The 16,548-nt window shown below is 71.1% G+C and carries 14 protein-coding genes; 4 read left to right on the top strand and 10 right to left on the bottom strand.

The genetic code is table 11. From position 1 onward, the window contains the following. On the top strand, positions 1-304 hold a 304-nt coding region (locus tag MFF55_RS21580), incomplete at its 5' end, for a DNA translocase FtsK (protein ID WP_283206782.1). A gap of 184 nt (positions 305-488) precedes the next feature. Here MFF55_RS21580 and MFF55_RS21575 read toward each other — a convergent pair. From MFF55_RS21575 to MFF55_RS21565, 3 genes are all read right to left on the bottom strand, one after another. Beyond that, positions 489-809 (bottom strand): YnfA family protein, encoded by a 321-nt coding sequence (locus MFF55_RS21575; protein WP_238246174.1) that lies wholly within the window; start codon positions 807-809, stop codon positions 489-491. Between the two features lie 28 nt (positions 810-837). Further along, entirely contained in the window at positions 838-1,602 is a 765-nt protein-coding gene (locus MFF55_RS21570) for a lytic murein transglycosylase (protein ID WP_373874849.1), read from the bottom strand. A 225-nt stretch (positions 1,603-1,827) separates the two neighbouring features. Continuing rightward, on the bottom strand, positions 1,828-3,597 hold the full coding sequence (locus tag MFF55_RS21565) for an ABC transporter ATP-binding protein (protein WP_238246172.1): 1,770 nt from the start codon (positions 3,595-3,597) through the stop codon (positions 1,828-1,830). A 201-nt stretch (positions 3,598-3,798) separates the two neighbouring features. Here MFF55_RS21565 and MFF55_RS21560 point away from each other — a divergent pair, with 201 nt between their 5' ends. Continuing rightward, the gene (locus MFF55_RS21560; RefSeq protein WP_238246171.1) at positions 3,799-4,710 is read left to right on the top strand and encodes a metal ABC transporter solute-binding protein, Zn/Mn family; all 912 of its coding nucleotides are present in this window, start codon (positions 3,799-3,801) and stop codon (positions 4,708-4,710) included. A gap of 33 nt (positions 4,711-4,743) precedes the next feature. Here MFF55_RS21560 and moaD read toward each other — a convergent pair whose 3' ends face one another. Beyond that, positions 4,744-4,995, bottom strand: a complete 252-nt coding sequence (gene moaD / locus MFF55_RS21555; RefSeq protein WP_238246170.1) for a molybdopterin converting factor subunit 1 — start codon at positions 4,993-4,995, stop codon at positions 4,744-4,746. Positions 4,996-5,020: 25 nt separating this feature from the next. Continuing rightward, complete coding sequence (gene pgsA, locus MFF55_RS21550) at positions 5,021-5,620, bottom strand: CDP-diacylglycerol--glycerol-3-phosphate 3-phosphatidyltransferase (protein ID WP_238246169.1); 600 nt, start codon at positions 5,618-5,620, stop codon at positions 5,021-5,023. A gap of 177 nt (positions 5,621-5,797) precedes the next feature. Here pgsA and MFF55_RS21545 point away from each other — a divergent pair, with 177 nt between their 5' ends. Continuing rightward, positions 5,798-8,992, top strand: a complete 3,195-nt coding sequence (locus MFF55_RS21545; protein ID WP_238246168.1) for a CHAT domain-containing protein — start codon at positions 5,798-5,800, stop codon at positions 8,990-8,992. A gap of 9 nt (positions 8,993-9,001) precedes the next feature. Here MFF55_RS21545 and uvrC read toward each other — a convergent pair whose 3' ends face one another. From uvrC to MFF55_RS21525, 4 genes are all read right to left on the bottom strand, one after another. Then, positions 9,002-11,035 carry an excinuclease ABC subunit UvrC gene (gene uvrC, locus MFF55_RS21540; protein WP_238246167.1) on the bottom strand — a complete coding sequence of 678 codons (2,034 nt, stop codon included), beginning with the start codon at positions 11,033-11,035 and terminating at the stop codon, positions 9,002-9,004. Positions 11,036-11,104: 69 nt separating this feature from the next. Further along, positions 11,105-13,114 carry a vWA domain-containing protein gene (locus tag MFF55_RS21535; RefSeq protein WP_238246166.1) on the bottom strand — a complete coding sequence of 670 codons (2,010 nt, stop codon included), beginning with the start codon at positions 13,112-13,114 and terminating at the stop codon, positions 11,105-11,107. Beyond that, positions 13,104-13,727 carry an RNA polymerase sigma factor gene (locus tag MFF55_RS21530; RefSeq protein ID WP_238246165.1) on the bottom strand — a complete coding sequence of 208 codons (624 nt, stop codon included), beginning with the start codon at positions 13,725-13,727 and terminating at the stop codon, positions 13,104-13,106. Before MFF55_RS21530 ends, MFF55_RS21535 begins: the two co-directional genes overlap by 11 nt. 148 nt (positions 13,728-13,875) lie before the next feature. Then, entirely contained in the window at positions 13,876-14,613 is a 738-nt protein-coding gene (locus MFF55_RS21525) for a protein phosphatase CheZ (protein WP_238246164.1), read from the bottom strand. A 253-nt stretch (positions 14,614-14,866) separates the two neighbouring features. On the opposite strand from MFF55_RS21525, the gene MFF55_RS21520 reads away from it, so the two are divergent. Continuing rightward, entirely contained in the window at positions 14,867-15,658 is a 792-nt protein-coding gene (locus tag MFF55_RS21520; RefSeq protein WP_238246163.1) for a L,D-transpeptidase, read from the top strand. Positions 15,659-15,698: 40 nt separating this feature from the next. Here MFF55_RS21520 and MFF55_RS21515 read toward each other — a convergent pair whose 3' ends face one another. Further along, entirely contained in the window at positions 15,699-16,394 is a 696-nt protein-coding gene (locus tag MFF55_RS21515; RefSeq protein ID WP_238246162.1) for a DUF2076 domain-containing protein, read from the bottom strand. Between the last annotated feature and the right edge of the window lie 154 nt (positions 16,395-16,548).

Here is a 16,548-nt window from a genome sequence, read left to right as displayed (position 1 = left end):
CGCCGTCACCGCCGACGACGGAAGCGAAGGGGGCAAGCTCGGTGCGGACGACGGCGAGGCCGACATCGCCGTGTTCGATCAGGGCAGCTTCGGCGAGCCCGGGGCTGAGCTCTACGACCAGGCGGTCGCCGTGGTGCTGCGGGACAAGAAGGCCTCGACGAGCTACATCCAGCGCCGGCTGCAGATCGGCTACAACCGGGCCGCCTCGCTGATGGAGCGGATGGAGACCGAAGGCCTCGTCGGGCCGGCCAACCACGCCGGCAAGCGGGAGATCCTGGTCGAGGGCGAGCCGCACGAGCGATGATACCGTCGACATCCCACGCCTGTCATCCCGGGGCTGCGAAGCGGAGCCCGGGACCCAGAACCGCTGACGTGGCAAGATGGAGCGTCGCCTGAGTGTCTGGGTTCCGGGCTCGCCTGCGGCGCCCCGGAATGACAAGCGTCGCGTTATAGAGCTAAATCCTGGCGCGAGCCTGCGGCGGTCGCCCTCACTCCCGCGGCCCGAGCAGGATTACCGCCGCACCCGCGAGGCAGAGCGCGCTCCCTGCGAGGTCGAAGCGGTCGGGCCGCTGCCCCTCGACCGCCCAGAGCCACAGCAGCGAGGCGGCGATGTAGATCCCGCCATAGGCGGCGAAGGCCCGCCCGGCCGCACCGCTCGGCACCAGCGTCAGCAGGGCGGCGAACAGCGCGAGCGAGGCCATCCCCGGCACGAGCCACAGGGCGGAGCGGCCAAGGCGGATCCAGGCCCAGAAGGCGAAGCAGCCGGCGATCTCGGCCGCCGCCGCGCCGGCATAGATGAGCAGGGTCACGGCGACGACGCTGGATCAGTCGCGGGGCCTATTGCCCGTCGATCTGCCGCCCGAGCTGCGCGATCGCCCGCTGGTAGACCGAGGCCGCGTTCCAGCCCTGGATCGCCGCGAAGTTCGGCTCGCCGGGCTGGTAGCCCGCGCCGCGCTTCCAGCCGTGGCCCTTCAGGAAGTTCGCCGTGGCGTTCAGCGCGGCCGGCGCGCTGTCGAGGCTGCCGCCGGTCCCGTAGAGGATGACGTTCTTCGGCAGGAACTGGGTATGGCCGATCTCGCCATGCGCCGCGCCTCGGGTGTTGGTCGAGAGCACGCCACGATCGACCAGGGTGAGGGCGGCGTAGAGCTGGTCGGTGAAGAAGGCCGAGCGACGGCAATCATAGGCGAGCGTCGCGACCGCGGAGAGCGTGTTGATGTTGCCCTTCACCGCCCCGAAGCCCGTCTCCATGCCCCAGATGGCGAGAAGCGGCCCGGGCGGCACGCCGTAGCGCTCCTCGATCTGGTCGAACAGGGCCGCGTTGGTGCGCTTGAGGGCGCGCCCGCGCGAGACGATGGCCGGGCCGCCGCGCTTGGCGAGGAACTGGTCGAGGGTGAGCTTGAAGCTCTTCTGGCCCCGGTCCGCCGAGATCGTCGCCGTGGAATAGGAGGTCGTCGCCAAGGCGTCGAGGCTGGCCGGGCTCGCCCGTCCCCGTGCCTCCTCCGCGAAGGACCGCTTCCACGATTCGAAGCCGGCGGCGGAGTTGCCGCATTGCGCCGCTTCCGCCCGGCCGGCCACGCAGGCAAGGGCCGCGAGTGCTGCGATCGCCGATGTCCTGCGCCAAATCTGGTTGCTCACGCCTAGCTCCTTAACCCGGGCCGGGTGCCCGGCCGATCTCCTCGCGCCCATGCGCCCGGCAGGGCCGAGCGTCGTGGTGCGGACGCGAGCTTTGGTGACGACTCGTGGCCGATCTGCGGCATGGCGGCCCATTTTGCCACCAAGAACGGCGGGGAAGGGCGATCCCGCCCCTCGACGACCGATGCGCCGGCATCATCCGGCAGCACGGTCGTCCGTCAGGGTCGTCCGATAGAGCGCGGCGTAGCCGCCCCCGGCGGCCATGAGCTCCTCATGCCGGCCCATCTCGGCGACGCGCCCGGCCTCCATGACGACGATGCGGTCGGCGTCGCGCACGGTGGAGAGGCGGTGGGCGATGACCAGCGTCGTGCGGCCCCGCATCAGGCGGGCCAGCGCGGCCTGGACGAGGCGCTCGGATTCCGAATCGAGGGCGCTCGTCGCCTCGTCGAGGAGCAGGATCGGGGCATTGCGCAGGAAGGCCCGGGCCAGTGCGATCCGTTGGCGCTCACCGCCGGAGAGCCGCCCGCCGGAGGGGCCGACCCGGAAGGCATAGCCCTCGGGCAGGCGCGCGATGAAGCCGTGGGCCGCCGCCGCCGCCGCCGCCGCCTCGATCTCCCCCTGCGTCGCCCCCGCGCGGCCGAAGGCGATGTTGGCGGCGATGGTATCGTCGAAGAGCACGATCTCCTGGGAGACCACGGCGACCGCCTCCCGGAGCGAGGCGAGGGTGACCGCGCGCACGTCCTGCCCGTCGATGAGGACGCGGCCTTGTGTGACGTCGTAGAGACGCGGCACGAGGTTCAGGAGCGAGGACTTGCCCGAGCCCGAGCGGCCGACCAGCGCCGTGACGGAGGCTGCCGGCACGTCGAGGTCGATGCCCTCCAGCGCCGGCGCATCCTCCCGGTAACGGAAGCGCACGCCCTCGAAGCGGACAGCGCCGCCGGAGAGGCGCAGCGGCGGGGCGCCGGGCGCCTCTCGGATGTGCGGCGCTTCGTCGAGGAGCGCGTAGTAACGCTCCAGGGCCGCGCCGGCCTCCTGCAGAATGGCGTTGAGGGTGCCCAGCGCCCGGGCGGGCTGCGCGGCGAGCAGCAGGGCGGCGACGTAGCCCGTGAAATCGCCGACGGTGCGCTCGCCCGCCATCACTCGCTGGCCGACGAGGACGAGCACGGCTGCCACCGCGAGACCGCCGCCGACCTCGAGGAGAGGGTCGAGGCGGCCGCGGGCGTTGGCCGCCCGCATCTTGAGCCGCCGGACCTCGTCGAAGGCCTTTGCCGCACGGCCCTTGAGATAGCCCTCCAACGCGTAGGTCTTGGCGATGCGCGCGCCCTGCAGGCTCTCGGTGATGAGGCCGGCGGCCTGGCCCATCTGCTCCTGGGTGGAGGTCGAGACGCGGCGCAGCTTCTTGCCCACCCGGCCGATCGGTCCGGCGACGAAGGGCATGACCACGGCCGCGACGAGGGTGAGCACTGGGTCCATCCAGATCAGCGCCGTGACCAGCGCGATCAGCATGGCGATGTCGCGCAGGAGCACCGTCGAGATCCGGGTCAGCGCCTCGCGGATGAAGGCGAAATCCGTCGTGAAGCGCTGCGTGAAGGCGGCCGGGCTCTCGCGCCCAAGCTGGGCGAGGTCGGCCTCGATCAGGTGCGCGTAGAGGGCGGACTGCATGTCCGCCTCGACCCGCGTCACAACGCGGTTCGTCAGCACCGTCTGCCCGAACAGGGCGAAGCCCCGGATCGCGGTGACCGCGATGACGATGACCGGTCCGTAGGCCAGAGCCGCCTCGTCCTTGCGGTCGAAGGCGTCGAAGGCGCCCTTGATCAGCGCGGGGTAGAAGCCGGTGGCCGCCCCGACGATGGCGATGAGTACGAGCACGATCGCCAGCGTGCCGCGATGGGGAGATAGCCAGTCGCGCCAGACCCGGCCGAGGAGGGGGAGGGTGTCGCCTCCGAGGGGCGGCCGGCGCGCCATTCTGGTCCGTTTCGTGGGGTTGGTGCCGCGGGAGCGGCAGGGTCCGGGGTGTTTGCAGCCCCCAGGCCGGCGGATCAAGCCGAGCCTCCTCCCTCCGTCCCGGCATCCCGTCGATTGCCTCGGGGATGTCCCGCCGCCCGGCTTGGCGATGTGACAATGTTACATTATGGCCCTGCGCCTTGGCATGGAGCGCGAGGGACGATGAACCGCCGGATAAGGACATGGCTCGCGGCGCTGGTCCTGGCCCTCGCGCCGGCAGTGGCGCGGGCCGAGGCGCGGGCGCCGCTCAAGGTCGTGGCGACCTTCTCGATCCTCGCCGACCTCGTGCGGCAGGTCGGCGGAGCGCGGGTCGAGGTCGCCAGCCTCGTCGGACCGAACGCCGACACCCACAGCTACAGCCCCGCCCCGGGCGACGCCCGGCGCCTCGCGGAGGCGCGCCTCGTCTTCGTCAACGGGCTCGGTTTCGAGGGCTGGATCGCGCGGCTCATCAAGGCCTCGGGCACCAAGGCTCCCGTGATCGTCGCGACGCGCGGCATCACGCCGATCGCCGGACCGCACGATCACAGCCACGACCATAGCCATGCCGACGCCGCAGACCCGCATGCCTGGCAGAATGTCGCGAACGCCAAGCGCTACGTCGCCAATATCCGCGAGGCCCTGACCAGCGCGGACCCGGGCAGCGCGGCGCTCTACGCCGCCAACGCCGCCGCCTACGCGGCCAAGCTCGATACCGTCGAAGCCGAGATCCGCGACGGCCTCGCCGCGATCCCCGAGGCGCGGCGGCGCATCATCACCACCCACGACGCGCTCGGCTATTTCGGCGCGGCCTACGGCCTCAGCATCCTGGCTCCGCAGGGGATCTCCACGGAGAGCGAGGCCGGCCCGGCCGACGTCGCCCGCATCATCCGCCAGATCCGCCGCGACCGCGTGCCCGCCGTCTTCCTGGAGACTATCGCCGACCCCCGCCTGATGCAGCAGATCGCTCGCGAGAGCGGTGCCAAGCTCGGCGCCCGAATCTTCTCCGACGCCCTCAGCGGCCCGGACGGCCCGGCGCCGGGCTACCTGGAGATGATGCGCTCGAACCTCAGGGCGTTCCGCGAGGCGTTGGGATAGGCCGCGCGGGCGAGCGAGGCGCGTTCCGTTCGGTTATCCCCCGGTCATCGGCGGGAAGAACGCGATCTCGGTGGCGTCTTGGATCGAACTGTCCGGCTTGGCGTGGACGCGGTCGATCGCAGCGCGGACCACGCCCGGGTTCTCGAAGGCGTGGGCGTATTCCTCGCCCCGTCCCCGCAACCAGGCGACGAGGTCGGCTACCGTCGCGATGCCGTCCGGCAGGGCCACGGTTTCGTCCGGCTTGCCGATGCGTTCGCGGACCCAGGCGAAATAGACGAGCTTCATCGATCGTTGTCCCAGCCCGGCCGGATCAGCGCGGATCGTCGATCACGTGCCGGATGCCCGCCCTCATGTAGTCGTAGCCCGTGTAGAGCGTGAGGGCCGCCGCGACCCAGAGGAGGCCGGTGCCGATCGCGATGGTGCCGGGCAGGATGGTCTCGCCGGCCGGCCCCGCGACGAGGAAGCCGATGGCGACGAGCTGCAGGGTCGTCTTCCACTTGGCGACCCGACTCACGGGCACGCCGACCTTCAGCTCGGCGAGGTACTCGCGCAGGCCGGAGACCAGGATCTCCCGGCACAGGATGACGATGGCCGCCCAGAGCGCCCAGCCCTGGATGGTGCGATCGGCCGTGAGCATCAGCAGGCAGGCGGCGACGAGGAGCTTGTCGGCGATGGGATCGAGCATGCGCCCGAGCGCCGAGCTCTGGGCGTAGGCTCGGGCGACGTAGCCGTCGAGATAATCGGTGATCGCGGCCGCGACGAAGACTCCGAAGGCCGCGAAGCGCGCGACGAGCTCGTCGGGCCAGAACAGCAGGCCGACCACCACGGGCACCGCGACGAGGCGGCCATAGGTCAGGCAATTCGCCAGGTTCCAGGCCGGCGACCGGCGTCGGGGGAAAACGGCGTTCATGGGCGGGGGGTGTTCATGGGCGTAAGGGGGTAAACACGCGCCGATGCGAGGGTCAACCGCCGCCCTCACGTGTCGACTGGTGGCCGCGCCTCGAACGGTCGCGCAGCGAGGATTTCCGATCTGCAACCTGGCGGGTAGAAGGCGGAAGTCCGTTGTGACGCGCGTTGCGAGGCCACGATGACCCGAAGCCCACGGCGCCTCGCGCGGATTCTCCTCCTCGTCATCGCCGCCTCAACCGGATCGCCGCCCGCGGCGGCGCAGAGCGGGAGCATCACGGCGATCCAGGGGCGGATGCGGCAGTTCGAGGCCGCCGGAAACTTCCCCGCGGCGGTCGCCGAGGCGCGCAAGCTCGAAGCGGCGGTCAAGGCGACGTTCGGGGCCATGCACCAGAACGTCGCCGTCGTCTTGATCAACCTCGGCAGCCTGCACGAGAAGCAGCTCAAATACGCCGAGGCGGAAGGTTTCTACCAACGCGCGCTGACGCTCCTGGAGAAGCTGCGCCGTCCCGGCGATCCGGATGTGGCGTCCGACATCGCGGGCACGCTCACCAACCTCGCCATCCTGCGCAACGCGCAAGGTCGGTACGCCGAGGCGGAGGACTTCTACCGGCGCGCCCTCTCGGTCCAGGAGCGCGCCTTCGGCGCCGTTCATCCCAGCCTGCCCCGAACCTTGACCAGCCTGGCCTCCAGTCTGCGAAGCCAGGGCCGCCAAGCCGAGGCGGAGGCGCTGCTGCGCAGGGCGCTCGCCATCCACGATCGGCAGACGGCATCCACAGACTCGCCGTCGGCCGCCGGGGTGGCTGAGACGCTGAGCATCCTCGGCACCGTTCATCACGAGCAGGGCCGGCTTGCGGAGGCGGAGAGCGCGCTACGCCGCGCCCTCGACCTGCGCCAGCGGGCGCCCGAAGCCAACCGCTCCGGCCTCGCGGTCATCCTGGCGAACCTGTCCGGGGTGCGACGCGCGCAGGGACATCAGGGCGAGGCCGTCGACCTGCTCCAGCAGGCCCTTTCGATCCAGGAACAGGTATTCGGACCGGATCACCCGAAACTCGCGGCGACGCTGAACAACCTCGGCGTCATCCAGGGCGACCAGGGCCGCAACGCGGAAGCCGAAGGAATCCACCGCCGGGCCCTCGCGATCCGGGAGAGGGCGTTGGGATCGGACAGCCCTGACGTCGCGCAGAGCCTGACCAACCTGTCCGTGATCTACCGCGCGCAGGGACGCCAGGAAGAGGCGGCCGCGCTTCTCGAGCGTGCTCTCGCCACTTGGGAGAGGACGCTGGGCCCGAGCCATCCGACGCTGGCCGGCACCCTGATCAACCTCGCCATCGTCCACCAGGAGAGGGGCCGGCTCGGGGAGGCCGGCGGCGTCCTGGGCAAGGCGCTCAGGATTCAGGAGACGGTGCTCGGGCCCGATCATCCTGACCTCGCCATCAGCCTGGCCAACATCGCCCGGGTCGAGGACGCGCGAGGCCGGTTCGCGGAGGCCGAGGCCGCGCTCCTGCGCGCGCTCGGCATCCGGGAGCGTGCGCTCGGCCCGGATCACCGCGACACGATCCCGATCCTCAACAACCTCGCGGTCGCCCGCCGCTCGGCGGGCAAGCTCGCTCCTGCGTTGGACGCGATGCGGCGGGCCAGCACCGCCATCCTGACCTGGGAGGCCGGCGCCGACGGCGACGCGATCGAGCGCCTCCGCCAGCGCGCCGACTATTTCGGCCGTCACGTCTCGCTCCTCGGCGCGCTCTCGAGAACCCGCACGGACCCGGCACTCGACCGGGAGGCGTTCCGCATCGCGCAATGGGCGGCCCTGTCGTCGACGGCCGGCGCCCTGGAGCAAACGAAGGGTCGGGTCGCCGCCAGAGACGCGGCCCTGACCGCCTTAGTCCGCGAGAGCCAGGATCTCGCCGCAGCCGCCCGCGAGACGGACAAGGCGCTGATCGCGGCCCTGTCGAGATCCGGAGATGGGCCGGCCGCCGGTGCCGTCTCGGCCCTGCGGGCGAGGGCGGCCGACCTCCGCGCCAGGATCGCGGCCAGCGACGCCGCGCTCGAGCGGAGCTTCCCCGCCTATGCCGCCCTCGCCCGGCCGAAGCCGCTTGAGGTCGAGGCGGTGCAGGCGCTGCTCGGGTCCGAGGAGGCGCTGGTCTTCCTGCTGCCCGGCGACGGGGAGAGCCACGTCTTCGCGGTAAGCCGCGAGGACTTCGCCTGGGCGCCGATTCCGCTCGGTGCGCAGGCCCTGGCGCGGCGGGTCGCCGCCTTCCGGAGGGGATTGACGGTCGAGGCCGCGCAGCCCTCGGCCGGGGAGGCCGACCGCTTCGACCTCGACGGCGCCCACGCCCTCTACGCCGCGCTGCTCGGCCCGGTGGACCGCATCATCGCGGGAAAAAACCACCTGATGGCCGCGTCGTCCGGCGCGCTGACCGCGCTGCCCTTCCACCTCCTGGTCACGGAGAAGCCGCCGCTCGGCAAGCCGGCGGACCCTTCCGCCTACGGGCAGGCGGCCTGGCTCGCCAAGCGCCAGGCCGTCAGTGTGCTCCCGTCGGTCGGCAGCCTCGGCGCCCTGCGCGCCCTCGCGCAGCGGGAGGGGACCACGAAGCACCTGATCGGGTTCGCCGACCCCATCTTCGCGCCGGCAGCCATGAGCCAGGCCGCAGGGACGGGGAAGGCGCAGCCGCAGCTCGTCGCCAGCGTCGGCGGCCCGACGCCCGCGCTGCGCAGCTACGATGCCGTCTGGAACGGCGCCGAGATCGATCGCACCCGCCTGTCCGAGGCGCTGCCGGCGCTCCCCGAGACGGCCGACGAGTTGCGGGCGGTGGCGGGCAGGCTCGGCGCGGCCGCGGGCGACCTCCACCTGCGCGAGGCCGCTACCGAGGCGGCGGTCAAGCGCGCGGCGCTCGCCGATTACCGCGTGGTCTACTTCGCGACCCACGGGCTCGTGGCCGGGGACGTGAAGGGTCTCGCCGAACCTGCCCTCGCCCTGACGCTGCCTGCGACGCCGAGCGCCCTCGACGATGGCCTGCTCACGGCGAGCGAGGTGGCGCAGCTGAAGCTCGGCGCGCAATGGGTGGTGCTGTCGGCCTGCAACACGGCGGCAGGCGAGGCGCCCGGGGCCGACGCGCTGTCGGGCCTTGCCCGCGCGTTCTTCTACGCGGGAACCCGCGCCCTCCTGGTCTCGCACTGGGCCGTGGAATCGATGGCCGCGGCGCGCCTCACCACGACCACGTTCGACATCCTGGAGGCGACGCCCGGCATCGGCCGCTCCGAGGCGCTGCGCCGGGCCATGCTGGCCCACATGGCTGACGGTTCGGATCACCGGAACGCCCACCCTGCCATCTGGGGCGCCTTCTCGGTGATCGGGGAAGGCGCGGCGCGCTGACCGGGCGTCTCAGGCGTTGGTGTGGAAGAAATCGTAGACGGCCCGGGCCGTCGCGGCGTTCACGCCGGGGATCTTCGCCAGATCCTCGTAGGCCGCGCGCTGGATCGCCTTCACGGTCCCGAAATGGTGGAGCAGCGCCCGCTTGCGGCTCGGGCCGATGCCGGCGATCTCGTCCAGCGGGTTGCGGATCATCTCGCGCTTGCGCTTGGCCCGGTGGCTGCCGATGGCGAAGCGGTGGGCCTCGTCGCGCAGGCGCTGGACGAAGTAGAGCGTCGGGTCCCGCGGCGGCAGCTTGAAGGGCGGGCGGCCGGGCACGAAGAAGGTCTCGCGCCCCGCGTCGCGGTCGCGGCCCTTGGCGATGCCGACGAGCGGCACGTCCGAGACGCCGATGTCCTGCAGGGCGCTGCGGGCCGCCTCGAGCTGGCCCTTGCCGCCGTCGATGAGCACGAGGTCGGGCCAGGCCGGGAAGACGTCGCTGTCGGCTTCCGGCACCGGCTCGGGCACGCCGCCCTCGCTCGCCGCGGCGGCCGCCTCCTTGGCCGTGCGCGGCGCCTCCTTGACGAGCCGCTTGAAGCGCCGCTGCAGGACCTCGCGCATCATGCCGTAATCGTCGCCGGGGGTGAGCTCCTCCGACTTGATGTTGAAGGTCCGGTAATGGGTCTTCATGAAGCCGGTCGGCCCGGCCACGATCATGCCGCCGACCGCGTTCGTGCCCATGATGTGCGAGTTGTCGTAGACCTCGACACGCCGCGGTGCCGCGGTCAAGCCGACGGATTGGCCGAGGGCCACCAACAGCTTGCCCTGCGAGGCGGTGTCCGCGAGGCGGCGGGCCAGCGCCTCCTTGGCGTTGCGCTGGGCGTATTCCACGAGGTTCCGGCGCTCGCCGCGCTGAGGCTGGTGGATCTCGACCCGGTGCTCGACCCGGCTCGACAGGGCCGCGGCGACCAGCTCCGCATCCTCGATCGGGTGGCTGACGAGGACGATCCGCGGCGCAGGCTTGTCGTCGTAGAACTGCGAGATGAAGGAGGCGAGGACCTCGTCGGCGCTCATGGTCCTGTCGGCCTTGGGGAAATAGGCCCGGTTGCCCCAGTTCTGGAAGTTCCGGAAGAAGAACACCTCGATGCAGAACTGCCCGGCCTGCTCGTCGAGGGCGAAGACATCGGCCTCCTCGACACCCTGCGTGTTGACGCCTTGCGTCCCCTGGATCGCCGAGAGGGCGGCGATCCGATCGCGGAAGCGGGCGGCGCGCTCGAATTCGAGGTTCTCCGAGGCCGCCTGCATCTCCTCACGCATCCGGTCCTTCACGGCGTTCGACTTGCCGGACAGGAAGCTTTTCGCGTTCTCGGCGAGGCCTCGATAGTCGTCCAGCGCGATCTCGCCCGTGCAGGGGCCCGAGCAGCGCTTGATCTGCCAGAGCAGGCAGGGCCGGGTCCGGTTCTCGTAATAGCTGTCCGAGCAGGTCCGCAGGAGGAAGGCGCGCTGCAGCGCGTTAACGGTGCGGTTCACCGCCCAGACGCTGGCGAAGGGGCCGTAATAATTGCCCTTCCGCCGCCTGGCGCCGCGGTGCTTGACGATCTGCGGCGCCTCAGTGTCGGCGGTCACCAGGATGTAGGGGAACGACTTGTCGTCCCGCATCAGCACGTTGAAGCGGGGCTTCAGCTGCTTGATGAGGTTGGCCTCGAGCAGCAGCGCCTCGGTCTCGGTGGCGGTGGTGACGAACTCCATCGCCGCCGTCTGCGAGATCATCCGGGCGATGCGGTTCGAGTGCGCCTGGCCGCGGGCATACGAACCCACCCGTGCCTTCAGGTTTTTGGCCTTGCCGACGTAGAGGACGTCGCCCTTGGCGTCGAACATCCGATAGACGCCCGGCGAGGTCGGCAGCGTCGTCCAGAACCGGCGGATGATCTCGGTGCCGGCCTTGACCGCGCCTTCCTCGAAATCGAAGTCGATCTCGGGGGCATCGTCGGCGGGCGGCAGGTCTTCGGCCTCGTCCCGTTCCTCGAACGCGTCCGGCGGCAGGTCCTTGGCGGCGTGGCGGCTCATCCCGCCAGACTTAAGGGTCCCGGAATCGCGAGGGAAGGGGTGTTCGGACCCTTCCCTCGCGGGGCACGATCATCGCGGCGCGGCGAGGGCCTGCGCGGTCTTGGCGGCGCGCACCAGCTGGACGAACTCGGCGCGGTAGCCGAAGGAATCGTCGCCCTTGGCACCCGAGGCGATCCGGACCACGTCGTCGTAGGTGAAGGTGCCGGTGTAGGTGCCGCCGCGCAGGATCTCGGCGAAGCCCGCGACCGCGGTGGCGAAGCGCGCCTCCCCCGGGGCGTCCTCGAAGCGGGCGCTCTCGCGGGACCGGTGGACGGGCGTCGTCATGAGCGTGCTGACCTCCGCCTTCGGCAGCTTGTAGCGGATCGCGACGTGGGCGTACTCGTCCGTGGCCTTGCTGGCCTCGGGCGCCGGCGCGGCGTAGCGGAGGTCGCCGGTCAGGCGGGGGCCGCCCACCGGCACGATCTCGTAGAGCGCCGTCACCGCTTGCCCTGAACCGACCTCGCCGGCATCGACCTTGTCGTTGGCGAAATCCTGCCGGGCCAGCAGTCGGGTCTCGTAGCCGACGAGGCGGTACTCGGCGACCAGGGCGGGGTTGAACTCCACCTGGATCTTCACGTCCTTGGCGATGGGGATGAGGGCCGAGGTCGCCTCGTCGACCAGCACCTTCCGCGCCTCGCTAAGCGTGTCGATGTAGGCCGCCGCGCCGTTGCCGTTCTGGGCCAGCGTCTGCATCAGCGCATCGCCGTAATTGCCCATGCCGAAGCCGAGCACCGAGAGGAAGATGCCCTTGGCCCGCTCGCGCTGGACGAAGCCGTTGAGCTCGTCGCGGTCGGTGATGCCGACGTTGAAGTCGCCGTCGGTCGCGAGCACCACCCGGTTCACCGCCCCCGGGTCGAGGCTGCGCTCGGCGAGGGCATAAGCTTGCCGAATGCCCTCGCCGCCGGCGGTGCCGCCGCCCGCGCCGAGACCCTCGATCGCGCCGAGGATCTTGGCCTTCTGATCGGCCGGCGTCGGCTCCAGGACGGTCCCGGCGCTGCCGGCATAGGCGACGATGGCGACGCGATCCCTGCCGTCGAGCTGGGTCAGGAGCATCGCCAGGGATTGCTTCACCAGCGGCAGCCGGTTGGGCCCGTTCATCGAGCCGGAGGTGTCCACGAGGAAGACGAGGTTGGCCGCCGGCCGCGTCGCGACCGCCACGGCGTAGCCCTTGACGGCGACCTGAACGATCTTGCGGCCCTCGGCCCAGGGGCTCGGATAGACCGCGCTCGTCACCGCGAAGGGCTCGGCCGCGGAGGCGGGGCCGGCATAGGAATAGGGGAAGTAGTTGATCAGCTCCTCCGTCCGCACCGCCGCCTTGGGAGGCAGGACGTTGCGGTTCAGCGAGGCGCGAACGAAGGAATAGGACGCCGTGTCGACGTCGATGGAGAAGGTCGAGACGGGCGCCTCGCGCACGACCTTGAAGCCGTTCTCGGGCGGCTGGTCGAAGCTGTCGCGGCCCAGGGGCTCGGCGGGCCGAAGCTCGCCGACGGCATCGCCGACGGTGAATTGCGCCTCGCGTTGCCGAACCAAGGATCGCGGTGCGGCTGCGGGCGCCTGAGCCATCGGGCTCGAAGGCTTCGACGGCGCGACGCCGGATCCGGCCTCGAACCGGTGTTCCCGCCTGGGCGATGGAGGGGCGGCCGGTGGCGTCGGGGCGGCCGCGGCCCGTCCCGGCGCACTCTGCTCCGGCTCCGGGACCGGTGGGGCGGGCGTATTCTGGGGGGATTGCGCTAGGCCGGAGGGCTCCGCGCGGCGCTGGCCCTCGCGCTCCCGCGCAAGGTTCCAGGCGAGGGGACCAGCGATGGCGACGATCGCCGTGGCGGCGACGGCGTAACGGGCGCGAACCATGAGGGGTGCCTTCCAGAATGCGCGGCGCTCCGGGGCGCCGCGCTGTCTTGGACGTGCCGGCTCGACGGAACCTTGGGACGCGGCGTCCTGCGTCGCATCGAAGCGCATCAGCGCCGCAGCGAGAGCACGCTCGCGCGCCGCGGGGGAGGGCGGCGGGGCGGCCGGCAGGATCGGATCAGGATCAGAGGCCATGGTGGTCGTGCCCTGCCTTCGCGAGGCTGTCCTTTAGGAGACGGCGCGCTTCGTGCAGCCGCCACGAGATGGTGGTTTCGGCAAGCCCCAAGGCGAGGCCCGCCTCGGCATGGGTCAGGCCCTCGCCGACGACGAGCACGATCGTCTCGCGCAAAGGTGGATCGAGGCGGGCGAGTTGCCCGGCGAGCCAGGAGCGCCGGAACAGGTCCCGGCCGTCCTGCGGAGCGGCCAGCCCGACGAGAACCGCCAGGCCGTCCCTCAGCCGGGAGAGCGTCGCGCGTCGCCGGTGGTGATCACGGCAGGCATTCACGACGATGCCGAACAGCCAAGTCGTGAACCTCGCCTCGCCCTTGAAGCCGCCGATCCGCCCGACGAGGGCGCAGCAGACCTCCTGCGTGATGTCCTCGGCGTCGTGCCGCGATCCGGTCATGCGCCAGGCGATGCGGTGCATGCCGTCGTAGTGTCGGCGCAGCAGAGCCTCGAGGGCCCCGCGATCCCCCTCGGCGGCGCGCGCCGCGAGATCGGCGTCCGAGGTCACGGGCAGCCGGTGCAGGTTTGGGCCCGGCACCGGGACGAACTCGCGCTCATTGCAACGCGGCCCATGGTCGGTCATCCCCGGTCTCGCGCATCATCCCCGTCGTCTCCTGAGACGCGCCGGATGCGGGAAGCCTTGGAAGGTTTTTGCGCGGGAGGATGTTTTCATCCGCACCGGACCGAGGACGGTGCGCGCAGGGCGAGGGGCGACCGCTCCAGCCGCACTCCTAGTCGAACAGCGAGTCGATGTCGCTCTGGTCGACGTGGCCGATGTCGTCCTCGAGCTTGGGGCCGTTGAGGAGCGACTTCTCGTCGTCGATGTTCGGGCCGGTCGGGTGCACGCCGAGCATGTCCTTGAAGGTGTCGAGACCGCCCCAGGCCTCGATCATGCGGTCGAGATGTTCCTCGATGAACTTGAGGACGCTGATGATCTTGTTGATCCGCTGGCCCGTGAGATCCTGGAAGTTGCAGGCCTCGTAGGCGACGACGACGCGCTCGAGGATCGCGTCGATGTTCTCGCGCCCCGCCGCCGACTGCCGCATGGCGCGCAGCATGCTCGCGTTCGTCTCGATCTCCTCGATGGCGCCCAGGATCGCGCTGGTTGCGCGCTCGGTGGAATCGACGACCGCGTCGAGCTCGCCAGCGACGCGCTTCATGCCCTGGCCGGAATTGTCGGAGCGGTAGAGGGTCGCGATCTCCTGCTTCGTGCGGGTGATCGCCTCCTTCATGACGTCGAGCTCGGAGCGCATGGCGAAGGCCTCGCTCAGCTCGCGCCGGCAGGCCTCGACCGTCTCGACGGTGCTGGTCTGGGTCACGCGGCGGAGGTCCTGGATCGCCGACATGATCTCGTCGAGACGGGTGTTGTTCAGCGCCACCGCCTCCGGCGATGCGGCCGCTCCGGCGGCGACCGGCACGGGAGCTGCCAGGCCGAGGCTGTCTTCGATGCGATAGCGCTTCGTGTTCATCGGTGGGGGACAGCCGGGCAAGAGGTCGTGCGGAAGTACAGCGGCCGACCATCCGGCAAAGTGGTTGCCATTTGCTGAATGGGGCGGGCGCCGCCCTGCCTTTACGCTCGATTCACGCTGAGTCGGCGGGATAGCCGGCCGAGGCCGTCTTCCTGAACGATTCACTACGTTCCTTCACCGGATTCTCCGGGACTCCCCGCGATGCTTTCCGCCTCACCCATCGGATGTCCCTTGGGCTCGGGAGCGTGACGAGATGCGTGTCGAGTGGTGCGTGGCGGCGTGTTTCGCCGCGATCCTGACCGGAGAGCAGGCGCAGGCCCAGGGGCGGACCGGCGCTTACGGCGGCGGCTTCATCGAGTTCCTGGTGACGGGATCGGGCGAGCGGCCGCGGGCCCCGCGCTCCGGTCCGCGCCTTGCCGACGACGGCATCCTGCCGCGACACGAGGCGGCCTACGGCTATGGCGGGCCGGGAAGCCCGCAGCTTCGATCCGGGGACCGCGTCCCGGCCGCCTATGAGGAGGCACGGACCTACGCGCCGCCGACCCGGCTCGCCGCGCTTCCGAGGGAGCCCGCCGCTGAGGCCGCGATCGCCCGCGAGCCCGACCCGCGCTACGCCCGCCAGATCGTCGATTTCACCGGTCCGCAGGCGCCGGGCACCATCATCGTCGATACGCCGGCGAAGTTCCTGTACCTCGTCCAGCCCGGTGGCAAGGCGCTGCGCTACGGCATCGGCGTCGGCCGGCCGGGCTTCACCTGGTCGGGACAGAAGACCATCACTCAGAAGCGGGAATGGCCCGATTGGACGCCGCCCCCGGAGATGCTGCGCCGCCGGCCCGACCTGCCGCGCCACATGGCGGGAGGACCGGAGAACCCGCTCGGCGCGCGCGCCCTCTACCTCGGTTCCTCGCTCTACCGGATCCACGGCACCAACGAGCCGCACACGATCGGCCAGTCGGTCTCGTCGGGCTGCATCCGGATGATGAACGAGGACGTCGTGGACCTCTACGAGCGCACGAAGGTGGGCGCGCGCGTCGAGGTCATCTGAGGAGGACCGGCGCCGCGAGCCGCGGCGCCGGAAGCCGTTCTCACACCCAGTCGTCGTCCCCGCCGCCGCCGAGGTCGCCGCCGAAATCGCCGCCCGCGTCATTGTCGAACGAGGCGTTCTGGACGTCGTCACCGCCGCCCAGCGGGGCTCCGAAATCCTGGGTTCCGGCCGCGGACGCATCGGAGGCGGGAAGCCCCGCCGCAGCCGCGCTGCCGAGCTGCGAGTGACCGCCGGCGAAGGCATTGGAGAGGGCGCTGCCGAGAAGCATGCCGCCCGCCGCGCCCGCTGCCATCGGCAAGGCGGTCGCGAGGAAGCCGCCGCCGCGCGCCGGCGCCTGCTGGCCGGCCCAGGGGCCGCCCTGCGGACCGCCATAGCCCGGCTGTTGGCCGAAGCCGGCCTGCTGGCCGTAGCCCGGCTGCTGCTGTCCCCAGGGCTGGCCGGCCGGGCGCTGCGGCTCCTGACGGGAGCCACCGCCGAAGATGCTGGAGAGGAAGCCGCCACCGCCCTGGGATTGGGGCGCCTGCGCCGCGTGGCGGGCCTGCTCGAGCTGCTCGTTGAGGCTCTTGATCGCCTCTTCCTGCACGTAGATGAGCTGGGCCATGGCATAGGGCGCGTAGGGCTGCGCCCGCAGCTTGTCGGCGATGAACCGTTCCGCGTCCGCGTCGCGCGGTTGGCTGGAGGCCTGTTGCAGGCGCTGGAAAATGCCGTCGATGACGTCGCGTTCTTCGCTGTTCATGGAGTGTCCTCCTAAGGCGATCCGGCGGAAGCAACCCCGCCAGGGGCGAGCAGGAGATGGGTGCCCTCCACCCCTTTGTCAGGGGGCTGCGCCGTTGGGGACGAACATTGTTCAGGCCGCTTTGGTGCCCGGCGTGTGGTGGGCAAGAGAAAAG

It is taken from the genome of Methylobacterium iners (assembly GCF_022179305.1).
Lineage (GTDB): Bacteria > Pseudomonadota > Alphaproteobacteria > Rhizobiales > Beijerinckiaceae > Methylobacterium > Methylobacterium iners.
This window is presented reverse-complemented; position numbering and strand designations above follow the sequence as displayed.